The following is a 12,406-nucleotide window of genomic DNA, read 5'->3' as shown; positions in this document are numbered from 1 at the left end:
CAGAGGAAGCGGCCAAGCCAGCCGCCAAGGCCACGCCGGCACCAGCGTCCGCACCCGCCGCCAAGCCTGCACCGGCTCCGGCACCAGCCCCGGCTGCCAAGGTGGCCGACAAGCCAGCCGCCAAGGCAGTGGAAAGCAAACCCGCCGTGAAACCGGTGGACAGCAAGCCGGCGGCGAAAGCTGACACCGCCAAGCCGGAAGCCAGCAAGCCGGCAGGCGCCAAAGCGGCCGCACCTGCTGCGGCGCCAGCCAAGGCAGCCACGCCTGCGCATGCACCCGCCAAGCCGGCCGCCAAGTCCTTCCCGGCCAGCAAACCGGTCGCCACACCGGCCAGCGCCAGCAAGACCGTGGCCAAGGCCGCCGTCAAGCCCCCGGTGAAAGGGGCCGCCAAGCCGGCCGCCAAAGCGGCACCGTCGAAACAGCTGGACATGCTGGGCGGCGGCAAAGGCAGCAACCGCAAGTAAGCAAGCTGGCGCTGCGCACTGCAGGCAAACAGCGGCTAGCAGCAAAACAACGGGCTACGGCCCGTTTTTTGCGTGCCCGTCCACAGCGCGGTTTGCCGCCTTGTTGTATCCTACGCGTACTTTCCGTGCGCGTGTCCCTCCTGCCGCCCCGCGACACCCCAACAAAAAACAACAAAGGTAATCATGAGTTTATCGAGGCTCATCGCCGGCTTCGTGCGTCAGCATTGGCCCGCGTATGCCGCCGCCGCCGTCATGCTGACGGGCGTGGCAACACTGACCGTCTGGATTCCGCGCCGCGTGGGCGCCATCATCGACGCGCTGGCCGCGCACCGCATGACGGCCGCCGAACTGTGGCTGGAGCTGCTGACCCTGCTCGCCGTCGGCGTCGTCATCTACTTCCTGCGCGTCGGCTGGCGCATCACCCTGTTCAAGGCCGCCTACCAGCTGGGCGTGATGCTGCGCACGCGCTTCTACACGCGCATGTCGCAGCAGGGCGCGTCGTTTTACCAGAACCAGCGCACGGGCGACCTGATGGCGCTGGCGACCAACGATATCGATGCCATCGAGATGGCCGCCGGCGAAGCCATGCTGGCCGGCTTCGACGGCACCTTGACCCTGCTGATGGTGCTGGGCATCATGCTGCTGGGCGTGGACTGGCGCCTGGCCTGCATCGCCCTGCTGCCCTTCCCGTTGATGGGACTGGCCTTCTGGCGCATCTCCAGCCATATCCACACGGCGTCGACGGATTCATTAAAGCGCTTCGCGGCGCTGAACGACCATGTGCAAGAGTCCTTGTCGGGCGTGCGCACCCTGCGCGCGCTGGGCCTGGAAGAGCGCAGCAGCAAGCAGTTTTCTACCCTGGCCGGCCACGCGGCGAACGCCAGCCTGACGGCGCAGCGCTGGGAAGCGGCGTATGAACCGGCCGTCGGCCTGACCCTGACGGCCGCCACGGCGCTGACCCTGGGCCTGGGCGGCTACCTGGTGTGGCAAGACCAGCTGACCATCGGCGCGCTGACCAGCTTTTCCATGTACCTGGGCCAGCTGATCTGGCCGATGTTCGCCGCCGGCTGGGTACTTTCCCTGATCGAACGGGGCCGAGCCGCCTGGCAGCGGCTGCAACCGATGCTCGACGCGCCGCTGGCCATCGACGACCACGGCACGATCGACACCCTCACGCCCGGCCCCCTGCAATTGCAGGATGTCGGCTTTGCCTACGCGGGCCAGACGGCGCCGGCCCTGTCGGGCATTTCGCTGCGCCTGCTGCCGGGCCAGACCCTGGGCCTGGTAGGTCCGACGGGCAGCGGCAAGTCGACCCTGCTGCGCGTGCTGCTGCGCCAGGTCACGCCGCAATCGGGCACGGCCACGTGGAATGGCCAGCCGCTCGACGCCTACACCTTGCATGCGCTGCGCGCGGCCATCAGCTGGGTGCCGCAGGAGTCGTTCCTGTTCTCCGCCACCATCGCCGACAATATCGCCCTGGCCCGCCCCGGCGCCACGCGCGAGGACGTGGAACGGGCGGCGCAGCTGGCCGACATCCATGCCGATATTTTGCAGTTCCCCGAGGGCTATCAGACCCACGTGGGCGAGAAAGGCATCACCCTGTCCGGCGGCCAGCGCCAGCGCGTGGCGATCGCCCGCGCGCTCCTGGCCGACAACGGCTTGCTGCTGCTCGACGATGCGCTGTCCGCCGTCGACACGGGAACGGAAACGCGCATCCTGCAGCACCTGGAAGAACTGCGGCGCAAGCGCCCCGAGCGCAGCGCCATCATCGCCAGCCACCGCCTGAGCGCTGTCGTGAATGCCGACCTGATCCTGGTGCTGCGCGACGGCCACGTGACGGAAACGGGCAACCACGACGCCCTGATGCAGCGCGACGGCTGGTATGCCAGCCAGTGGCGCTATCAACAACTGGAAGCCAGCCTCGATGCCATCTAAGACCGACCAAGCCAACGCCACGCAATCCGTGCGCCGCCAGGCCGTGCAGGCCATCGGCCTGCTGCGCCGCGCCGCCGCGCCTGACCTGCGCCATTTATATTGGGCCACGTTCTGGCTGATCATCGCCGCCGCGCTGGAAGTCACGGGCCCTATTTTGGGCAAGGCCCTGATCGACCAGCATCTGCTGCCGCGCAACCTGGACTGGACGCGCATGTCCTTGCTGCTGGGTGGCTGCCTGCTGACGGGCTGGGTCGCTTCCGGCCTGCGCTATCTGCAGCTGGTGCGCCTGTCCGGCCTGGCCATGCGCTCGGTGCAGCGCCTGCGCGAAACCGTCTACCAGCACGTGCTGCGCCTGCCGATGGCCTTCTTCGACCGCGCCATCACGGGCCAGCTGGTCAGCCGCGTCACCAACGACACGGAAGCCGTGAAATCGCTGTACGTGCAGGTGCTGTTCGTCATTCTCGACAGCTCCATCGTCCTGATCGGCACCATGGCCGCCATGGCTTTCCTCGACTGGCGCCTGATGCTGATCGTGCTGGCGCTGCTGCCGGCCGTGCTGGTCATCGTCTTCCTGTACCAGCGCTGGAGCGCGCCGGCCGTGACGCGCGCGCGCGCCCTGCGCAGCGAGATCAACGGGCAGATCGCCGAATCGATCGGCGGCATGAGCGTGCTGCAGGCAAATAACGCGGAAAAACGCTTCGGCGCGCGCTTCACCGGCATCAACCAAGACCACTACACGGCGCGCATGCAGGAATTGCGCGCCAACGCCTGGCTGCTGCGCCCCGCGCTCGACATGCTCAACATCGTGCTGCTGGCCGTCGTCATCTTCAGCTTTGGCCGGCGCGAAATGGGCGCCGTGGAAGTGGGCGTGCTGTATGCGTTCATCAGCTACATCGCGCGCGTGATCGAGCCGCTGATCCAGATCACCATGCAGTTCAGCCAGCTGCAGCAATCGGTGGTGGCGACGGCGCGCGTCTCGGCCCTGCTGGACGAAGCGCAGGCGCTGGAACATGCTCCCGGCAAGGCCGCATCCAGCGGCAGCCATGGCGCCAACGATGGCAGCGTGCCCGCCGTGGACATTGCGCACCTGACCTTCGCCTACGTGGAAAACCAGCCCGTGCTGCACGACCTGTCGCTGCAGATACCGCAGGGCGCCTTCTTCGGCATCGTCGGCCACACGGGCAGCGGCAAGTCGACCCTGCTGTCCTTGCTGCTGCGCTTTTATCCCGTCGCGCAGGGCAGCATCGCCATCAATGGCGTGGCCCTCGACAGCATCGACAATGAGCGCTTCCGCGCCGACGTGGGGCTGGTGCCGCAAGATCCCTTCCTGCTGGCCGCCTCGGCGCGCGAAAACATCGACATGGGCCGCGGCTACACGCAGGCGCAGATCGAGACGGCCGCGCGCGCCGCGCATGCGCACGACTTCATCGCCGCGCTGGAGCACGGCTACGACACGCCGCTGGGCGAAGGCGGCTCGCGCCTGTCGTCGGGGCAGAAGCAGCTGATCGCCATTGCCCGCGCGCTGGCCGGCCAGCCGCGCATTTTGCTGCTGGACGAAGCGACGTCGCGCATCGATAGCCAGACGGAGCAGATCGTGCAGCTGGCGCTCAATGAATTGCGCGGCAAGGTCACCATCATCGCCATCGCCCACCGCCTGTCGACCATCCGCGACGCCGACCGGATCATCGTGCTCAACCATGGCCGCATCACGGAAGCGGGGCCGCACGACGCCCTGATGCAGATCGACGGCGGCCTGTACCAGCGCCTGTATTTGCTGCAGCAGCTGGCACAGTAATGACATTCTGGCCATGTCCGTAGTGTGCACTTTCAGAGATTTCTGCGGTGCGCATGATATTTCTTGATTGCAACAGAATATAATCTTTGCAGAGAAATGGTCATTGCGGGGGCGGGAAGTTGGCAGGCAGACTGAAACGGGCAAGATGGCGGAAGGCGCACTGGCTGCTGGCACTGGCCTGCCTGCTGCCGCCCGCCGCCTACGCCCAGGACGACAGCCTGGAACAGCACATCGCCGCCGTGCGCGAAGATGGCCGCTTCGTGCCGGCGCGCGCCCTGCAGCGCCTGCAGGAGGTGGAAACACAGGCGCGCAGCGCGCCCCTGCCCGTGCGCGCCGAATTCCTCACCCAGCTGAGCAACGCCCGCATGCGCCTGGGGCAGCACGATCTCGCCATGCAGCTGGCCGAGGAGCTGATCGCCTACGCGCGCCAGAATGACAGCGACGTGGCGCTGGCCAAGGGCATCCTCAACAAGGCCTACATCACGTTTGCCATGAACGACCGCCGCGCCTCGCACCTGCTGGCCTTCGAGGCGGAGCGCATCGCCAACCGCACGGACGACTTGCCCGTGCGCGTGCAGGCGACCATCAGCGCCGGCCAGTCCTGGGCGGAGGAAGGCAATTTCCCGTTCGCCCTGGCCAAGCTGCAGGCGGCCGTCGACCTGGCGCGCCAGAGCGATTCGCCGTCCAGCCTGGCCGCCGCCCTGAATGCCCTCACCCTGCTGTACACGCAGATGCGCGAATACGACAAGGGTTTCCAGGTGCTTGACGAATTGCTGGCTGTCTCGGCCACCCTGGCGTCGCCGGGACGCATGGCGCAGGCGAAAAACACGGAATACGGGCTGGCGCTCGACGCCCGGCAGCCGCAGCGAGGCCAGCGCGCCCTGCTGGCGGCGCTGGCGCTGGAACGCCAGCTGGGCGCGAAAGGCATGGTGGCCACCACCCTCGTCAACCTGTCGGACAGCTACCTGAAGGAAGGCGACTACGCGCGCACCCTGCGCTATGCGAATGAAGCCATCACGGCGGCGCGCCTGGTCAACAACGAGCAGGTGGAAGCGACGGCGCGCCTGAACATCGGCCAGGCGCAAATCGGCCAGGGCCGGCTGCAGGAAGGCAAGCAGAGTGTGGCGACGGGCCTGGCCTATTACGAGCGCACGGCCAACCAGCCCGACATGCAGGCGGTGCTGCTGGAATACGGCATGGCGCTGGAAAAGGCCGGCGACATGCGCGGCGCCGTGACTGCCTACCACCGCGAACGGGGCATCTCGAACCAGCTGTTTGAAAAGCAGCGGCAAAAGGCCGTGTATGAATTACAAGAGAAATACGAGGCGGAAAAGAAACAGCGCCAGATCGAACTGCTGAGCCGAGAGAATCAGCTGAAGAGCACGGAGATCGACAACCGCCGCCTGCAGCAACGCGTCTGGTGGCTGCTGGCGCTGGTGCTGGCCATGGGAACGGTCATCGTCGGCTTGCTATACCGCAAGGTGCGCCATGCCAACGTGCAGCTGAACGTAAAGAACCAGGAACTCAAGCGCCAAAGCTCGCGCGACCCGCTGACGGCCCTGTACAACCGCCGCCATTTCCAGGAATTCATGCGCAGCCATACGGGCCGGGGACAACAGACGCAGGCAGGCGATGTCGTCGGCGCCCTGTTCCTGCTCGATGTCGACCATTTCAAGCACATCAACGACCGCTATGGCCATGCGGCGGGTGACCTGGTGCTGACGAACATCGCCGAAACCCTGCACGAGGTCTTGCGCGAAACGGACATGATCGTGCGCTGGGGCGGCGAGGAATTTCTCGCCTTCTTGCCGGCCGTGGCGCGCGACGGCCTTGACGAGATCGCGCGGCGCATCCTCAACGGCGTGGCCGCGCAAAGCATCGACTACCAGGGCCAAGCCATCAAGGTGCACGTTTCCGTCGGCTACGCGCCCTACCCTCTGGCGCCGCTGGGCCAGCCGCTCAGCTGGGAACGCAGCGTCAACCTGATCGACATGGCGCTCTACCTGGCCAAGGCGCACGGGCGCAACCGGGCCTATGGCTTGCGGGGCTTTCATCAAGTGGAACGCACAACCCTCGAAGCGGTGGAGCAAGACCTGGAACGCGCGTGGCGCGACGGCTTTGTCGACCTGAGCGTGGTGGTGGGGACGGAAGATGGGACGGGCGCTGCGGCAGCGGAGGCGGAGGCTAAGACGGGCCGGCACAGCGGAGCCGACCAGGCGCACGGGACAGCGGCCGCCAGTTGACGGCAGGCCGCTGGCGGCGCCAGGCCGATAACGGCCCTGGCGCCCTGTTGGCGATTACTTGGCGGCTTCCTGCATTTTTTCGCCGGCTTTTTCCACTTTCTTGCCGACGGCATCGGCCGCTTCGCTCATTTTCTTGTCAGCATCGGCAGCGACCTGATCCATCTTGGCGCCCGTGTCGGCAGCGGCGCTGCTCACGGCGGCGTCGGCTTTGGCAGCAGCGGCCTTGATGTCGGCTTCAGCCTTGGCAGCGGCGGCATCGATTTGCTGGCCAGCCTGCTCAGCAGGACCCGCGGCGACATCTTCCTTCTTCTGGCAAGCGGCCAGCGAAACAACGATCATCCCGGCGGCGCACAACGTCATCAGTTTTTTGCTTACTTTCATGATATTCCCTTTCATTGTTATCAAAAGACACAGATCAGTTCGCAATATACACCTGCCTAAAATTTTCTTGCGTTCGCTAACGCACATAAAATCGGGCTTTTGTAGCGTATTTGTAAGCAATGGTATCTTGATATCTTTTTGGCTATGTCACCGTCAAATGGGGGAATTCTCCCAACGTGGCTTTCAGCAAGGTTTCTGCTGAGAGGATACGCCTGGCATCGAGTATCCAGCACCAGCCCAGGTAATGGTGCAGGTAGCGCGTCGCCACGCCATGAAACGGACGCAGCCATTGCCTGAGACGGCTGTGATAGGCGTTGACGTTCTGCACGTGGGCCGCGCCCCGCACGCGCATGCCGGCACGCAGATTGACGGCCTGATGGCTGATGCCCGCCTCGCGGGCAAAAGCGGCGTAGGCCGCATGGCCATCCGTAACCAGCAGCACATCCTGGTCCATGACGGGCGGCAAACAGCGATGCAGCTGCGCCTTCGTCAAGGCGCCCATGCCGGTGACGAAATCGAGGGTTTGTCCCGTGCGGTCGCGCGCCACCAGGATGCAGACGTGTTCATGCGACATGCCGCGCAAGGTCGCGTGGCCTCCGCGGCGGCGTGCCGGACGCGTCATCGTGCGCGCGCCCTTTTGCGATTCCAGCACATACAGTTCGTCGGCCTCGGCAATGCCATGCAGGCAGTGCGGCCGGTCCGTTTTTGCCAGGCTTAAAAACCGGTGGCGCCAGCGAAACGTGGTGTTGCGGTGCAGGCCCAGTCGGCTGGCCGCGCGGCGCACCGAAACGGAGTCGAGCAGGCAGTCGGCATATTCGAGCCATTGCGCCTTGTGGCGCAGGCGCGCCAGCGGCGTGCCCGTCAGGGCATTGAAGGTGCGGCCGCAGGGCACGCAGCGGTAGCGCTGCAGGCCGTGCGCATGGCCATGCCGGTGCACATGCGCCGAATGGCAGGCTGGGCAGGCCAGGCGCTGGCGCGCCACGTCCTCGATCAGGGCGATGGCTGCCTGCTGCGGCGCGTTGCCACGCAGCAGGGCGATGCCGGCCTGGCGCTGGCGTGCGCTCAGGCTGGCGAACTGCGCGATAAAGATCGTCCATTCGGCTGACAACATGATCGGCTCCGTGCATGGTGAATATGCAGAGTCAGACCACGCGGGCACAGGAAGATTCCGGCATTGCCCCTACTTGCCGATGACAGAGCCATCTTTTTAGCCAGTTTTACCCTGTTGCTTGCCCCCCGCGGGACCTGGCATCTGATAGCCATCCGTCAAGGTACGCAGGAAAACAATCACGTCGGCAATTTCCCCTTCGTTCAGCGCGGGCCGCTGGCCCGGCTGGCGGTCGAACGGCGCTTCCACGTTGACATTGGCTTCCAGTCCCGGCGGCAAGTCATCGTACTTTCGCAGCTTGCCGTTCCTGTCTTTCGGATACCATTTTTGCGGCGCCGTATCGCGCTGCACGTAAAAGCGCAGTACCTGCTCCAGGCTCGTGAAACTGCCGTTATGGAAAAACACCTTGCGCAGCGCCACATTGCGTAGCGACGGCGTCTTGAAGCTGCCGCAATACTCCTTGTGCTGCATCAAATCCGTGCGGTCGGGGCCGCACAGTCCCATGTCGAAAAAGGCCGGGTTCGCATTCGCCGGCAAGGTGGTGTTGCGCGGCACGCCGATATTGATCAAGCCGTAGTCCGTGAATTGCGGGAAGGCGCCGCCTGGGGTGATCTGGCTGATGTGGCAGGAAGCGCAATTGCCCTTGTTTTCATCGTTGAACAGGGCCAGGCCGCGCGCTTCCTGCGGGCTCAACGTGGCCTGCTTGCGCAGCACGGCATCGTACTTGCTCGTGTAGGGGTAGAAATCGGCCGGGCTTTCCTGGAACACTTCCAGCGACATCAGCGCCCAGCGCAAGGCCTGGCCCGGCTGCTCGAAAATGTCCTCGCCATACGTGCGGCGGAACTGCGCCGCCAGCGGCCCGGCCCGCAACTTTGCCACCACGGCGGCCGCATCGCGGTTGCCCATCTCGCGCGGCGACAGCAGGGGCGCCAGCGCCTGTTCATGGCCGGACTGGGCGCGGCCATCCCAGTTGCGCCCGCCTGTCGGCCCAGCGTCGATGCTGTCGTCGCCGTCATCGTCGTGATAATGCTCGCTGAAGGCGGGCGCATTCTGGATGTAGCGCAGCGAAGGCGCCGCGCGCGTGCCCGCATCTTTCAATTCAGGGCCGCCCAGCTGCACCGCCAGGCCGTTCGGCGGCCCATATGCGTGCTCGGGACTGTGGCAGCTGGCGCACGACAGCTTGCCCGACACGGACAGGCTGGGCGCAAAAAACATGGCGCGCCCCATGGCCGTCATCTGCGCCACGGAAGGCTGGCGCTGCAGGGTGGGCGCATAGGCGCCGGACAGATAGGCAGGCGTGGCAGGCGTGGCTGCGGCGTGGGCATCGTTCTGCGCCGCCGGATGGCAGGCGGCCAGCAAACAGGCGGCCACGGCGGCGAGCAGCAGGGAGGGTCTCGGTTTCATCATGGGCTGGCAGCGTAGCAAGCATATATGACAGCTGCGTGACAAAACCCTGTCAAAACGCATGTATCAAAAACCGTACATTACGTCATGTAACAGGGGCTGACATGTCACGCAGCTGACATATTCGATGCCTAGCATGCGACGTTTTCCACCCAGAAGGCATGAACATGAAACCGCAAGCCCGAAACACTTTTGCGCCCGTCCTACGTCCCTTACCGTTGTTATTGTCGCTGGGCCTGGCCGCCTGCGGCAGCGACTACGCCGTCACGCCGCATATCAACGGCCAGGTGATCGGCAGCTACTATGAGAACGCCCAGGTCTGCGTCGAGAGCAGCAGCGCCAGGCTGACGTGCGACAGTGGATCGAGCGCCGTGCGCACGGCCGCCGACGGCAGCTACAGCCTGGAAGGCCAGGGCGCCGTGCTGGTGACGGTGGGCACGGACGCCATCCGCCACGAAGTGATCGGCGACGCCGGCACCAAGGTCACGCAAAAACTGCTGCTGCGCGCGCCCGCCGGCCATGCAGGCTTCGTCAGCGCCCTGTCGACGGAACTGGTGCAAGTCATGGACAGCAATGGCGGCGACTTTGCGGCCGCCAGCAGCAAGCTGGCCGCGCGCATCGGCGTGTCCGAAGCGGGGCTGGCATCGGACTTCAACAAGGCCAGCGGCGACGAACTGGCGAAGCTGAAGGCGGAAAACGCCAGCGTCACGAACTTGATCGCCAGCGCCAGCGCGCAGGCGGCGCCGGCCGACGCCCTGGCCGCCCTGAACAGCGGCCTGGCATTGAACAACATCCAGACCATCGTCGTCATCTACGCGGAAAACCGCGGCTTCGACAACTTGTATGGCCTGTTCCCCGGTGCGAACGGCGTGCCGGGCGTGAACCCCACATCGACGTCCGCGTATGTGCCGCAAAAGGATATCGACGGCAGCACCCTGCCCGTGCTGCCACCGACCTGGGGCGGCATGACGGCGGCCGGCCAGAGCACCGTCATCACGCAGGCGCAATCGGCCAACCTGCCGAACAAGCCGTTCCAGATCGACGACGCCAGCAGCCCGCTGTACCTGCCGCAATCGGTGATCACGCGCGACCTCGTTCACCGCTTCTATAACAACCAGATGCAGATCAACGGCGGCGCCAACGACAAGTTCGCCGCCTACTCCGATGCGGGCGGCTTGAGCATGGGCTATTACGACGGCAGCAAGATGCAGCTGTGGGACATCGCCAAACAATATGCGCTGGCCGACAACCTGTTCATCGGCGCCTTCGGCGGCTCGTTCCTCACGCACCAGTACCTGATCTGCGCATGCGCGCCCACCTATCCGAACGCCGACACCTCGGTGGCCAAGGGGTCGATCGCGAAAATCGACGTCGACGCCAAGGGCAACTTCCTGCGCCTGACGCCGTCCGCCACGGCACCAGGCACGGTGCTGAACGGCGCGCCCGGCTACGCCAACGATGGCGCGCTGACGCCGGCCGACAGCACGGGCATGTTCTACGCCGTCAATACCATGCAGCCGGCGTTCCAGCCCAGCAGCAACGCCCCGGCAGCGGGCGACAGCAGCAAGCTGTATGCGGACACGGGCAAGGCCACCACCTTGCCGCAGCAGACGCAGACCAACATCGGCGACCTGCTGTCCGGCAAGAATATCGACTGGGCCTGGTATGCGGGTGCCTGGAAAGACACGACGGCCCTGGCCACGGCCAGCGCGCGCGGCAGCAGCTTCCCCAGCCCGCCGAACTTCCAGTTCCACCACCAGCCATTTAACTATTTTGCCAGCATGGATCCCGTCAAGGCGCCCGCCTACCGCGCCGCCCACCTGCGCGATTTCGACAGCCAGTTCATGAATGACGCCAGCGCCGGCAAGCTGCCCGCCGTGACCTTCTACAAGCCGCAGGGTAACTTGAACCAGCACGCGGGCTATGCCAGCGTGGCCGATGGCGACGCGCATATCGCCAGTGTCATCGCCCAGCTGAAAAAGAGTCCGCAGTGGAAAAACATGCTGGTCATCGTCACCTACGATGAAAACGGCGGCTTCTATGACCACGCCACGCCGCCAAAAGGCGACCGCTGGGGTCCGGGCACGCGCGTGCCGGCCATCCTCGTCTCGCCGTACGTGAAAAAAGGATTAGTCGATCATACGCAATACGATTCGGCCTCCATCCTGCGCGCCATCACGCACCGCTTCGCGCTACCCGTACTGGACGGTTTGACGACGCGCGACAAGGCGCTGGTGGCCAATGGCGGCAAGCCGATGGGCGACTTCAGCGCCGCGCTGGCGCTGGTGCCGCAAGAGTAAGGTGCAGTAGCAAGGCCCGGCAAGATACGCCCGCCCGGCCTGGCCGCGGCGGGCGTTTTACTTGGCGCCTGTCGCAGCAAATGCATACGATAGGCTCTTGCTCGCGCTATTGGCCGGGGGCGGTATCGAGCAGCGAACGTTCGAGCAGCTGCGACAGCGCCGCGCGCAGGGCCTGCGTGCGCGTCGCCAGCTCCGGCCGCTTGTAGCGCTCGGCGGCGATCAGGCTGTTCTCCAGGCAGACCCGGTCGCCTTTTGCCAGGCAGGCGTCGGCGGCGTCCAGCTGGACACTGGCTTGCGCCACTTTCACTTTGGCATCGAGTTCCAGGGTGTCGGGATCGTCTCCCCAGCGTTTCACATGGGCCGCCAGGCGCGTGGCAGCCAGGTCCGGCTTGCCGCCATCGAGCGCCTGGTTGACGGCTGCCTGCGCCGCGCTCCACGCCTGCTCGCGCCGCTGTTTCTTCTCGCACGCGCTGGCGGCGCTCGTGATGCCCGCTTGCAGGCGTTTCAGCTGCGCCGCCGGCGCCTTGGCGCTTTTCAGCACGGCCAGGCCACTGCGCGCGCCGTCCAGGTCGCATTGGGCCGCCAGCGCCATGGCCGCATCGACCTGCTGCGCCACGCTGGCCGGCTTGTCGGCGGGCTTGTTGATGAACCAGATGCCTGCCAGCACCACGCCTGCCGCGACCCACGTGCGCAAGCGGATGGGCGGACGCGGCGGCGGCACCGAGCCCTTGCTTGCCGGTTTCGCCGGTGGCGCCCTGGACGGCACCGGCGCGGCT

General features: G+C 65.7%; 8 protein-coding genes and 1 pseudogene. 5 read left to right on the top strand and 4 right to left on the bottom strand.

The window, feature by feature from the left end:
* From JaAD80_RS11595 to JaAD80_RS11580, 4 genes and pseudogenes are all read left to right on the top strand, one after another.
* A pseudogene (locus JaAD80_RS11595) lies at nt 1–464 on the top strand (hypothetical protein); the annotation flags it as partial.
* 183 nt (nt 465–647) lie between these two features.
* Nucleotides 648–2,399, top strand: a complete 1,752-nt coding sequence (locus JaAD80_RS11590) for an ABC transporter ATP-binding protein (protein WP_102294311.1) — start codon at nt 648–650, stop codon at nt 2,397–2,399.
* On the top strand, nt 2,389–4,194 hold the full coding sequence (locus JaAD80_RS11585; protein ID WP_102294310.1) for an ABC transporter ATP-binding protein: 1,806 nt from the start codon (nt 2,389–2,391) through the stop codon (nt 4,192–4,194). Before JaAD80_RS11590 ends, JaAD80_RS11585 begins: the two co-directional genes overlap by 11 nt.
* Nucleotides 4,195–4,313: 119 nt before the next feature.
* Complete coding sequence (locus JaAD80_RS11580; RefSeq protein WP_258002939.1) at nt 4,314–6,437, top strand: GGDEF domain-containing protein; 2,124 nt, start codon at nt 4,314–4,316, stop codon at nt 6,435–6,437.
* A 54-nt stretch (nt 6,438–6,491) separates the two neighbouring features.
* On the opposite strand, the gene JaAD80_RS11575 is transcribed toward JaAD80_RS11580, so the two are convergent.
* The 3 genes from JaAD80_RS11575 to JaAD80_RS11565 form a co-directional block, all read right to left on the bottom strand.
* Complete coding sequence (locus JaAD80_RS11575; RefSeq protein WP_102294309.1) at nt 6,492–6,818, bottom strand: hypothetical protein; 327 nt, start codon at nt 6,816–6,818, stop codon at nt 6,492–6,494.
* 142 nt (nt 6,819–6,960) lie between these two features.
* Complete coding sequence (locus JaAD80_RS11570) at nt 6,961–7,929, bottom strand: IS1595 family transposase (protein ID WP_102294308.1); 969 nt, start codon at nt 7,927–7,929, stop codon at nt 6,961–6,963.
* 96 nt (nt 7,930–8,025) lie between these two features.
* Nucleotides 8,026–9,333 (bottom strand): cytochrome-c peroxidase, encoded by a 1,308-nt coding sequence (locus JaAD80_RS11565; protein WP_374755239.1) that lies wholly within the window; start codon nt 9,331–9,333, stop codon nt 8,026–8,028.
* Nucleotides 9,334–9,497: 164 nt separating this feature from the next.
* On the opposite strand from JaAD80_RS11565, the gene acpA reads away from it, so the two are divergent.
* Nucleotides 9,498–11,630, top strand: a complete 2,133-nt coding sequence (acpA, locus tag JaAD80_RS11560) for an acid phosphatase (protein WP_102294307.1) — start codon at nt 9,498–9,500, stop codon at nt 11,628–11,630.
* Between the two features lie 106 nt (nt 11,631–11,736).
* Here acpA and JaAD80_RS30690 read toward each other — a convergent pair.
* Nucleotides 11,737–12,406, bottom strand: a 670-nt coding sequence (locus JaAD80_RS30690; RefSeq protein WP_219726813.1) for a hypothetical protein, incomplete at its 5' end; no start/stop codon positions are given.

This window comes from Janthinobacterium sp. AD80 (genome assembly GCF_002878455.1).
In the GTDB taxonomy this organism is placed as follows: domain Bacteria; phylum Pseudomonadota; class Gammaproteobacteria; order Burkholderiales; family Burkholderiaceae_D; genus Janthinobacterium.
The sequence above is the reverse complement of the archived record's forward strand: the minus strand, read 5'-3'. Positions and strand labels throughout refer to the sequence as shown.

Excerpts from the sequence above, each read along its gene's own strand:
- JaAD80_RS11585 (WP_102294310.1), top strand. The coding sequence starts at position 2,389 with ATGCCATCTAAGACCGACCAAGCCAACGCCACGCAATCCGTGCGCCGC.
- JaAD80_RS11590 (WP_102294311.1), top strand. The coding sequence starts at position 648 with ATGAGTTTATCGAGGCTCATCGCCGGCTTCGTGCGTCAGCATTGGCCC.
- JaAD80_RS11575 (WP_102294309.1), bottom strand. The coding sequence starts at position 6,818 with ATGAAAGTAAGCAAAAAACTGATGACGTTGTGCGCCGCCGGGATGATC.
- JaAD80_RS11570 (WP_102294308.1), bottom strand. The coding sequence starts at position 7,929 with ATGTTGTCAGCCGAATGGACGATCTTTATCGCGCAGTTCGCCAGCCTG.
- JaAD80_RS11565 (WP_374755239.1), bottom strand. The coding sequence starts at position 9,333 with ATGATGAAACCGAGACCCTCCCTGCTGCTCGCCGCCGTGGCCGCCTGT.
- acpA (WP_102294307.1), top strand. The coding sequence starts at position 9,498 with ATGAAACCGCAAGCCCGAAACACTTTTGCGCCCGTCCTACGTCCCTTA.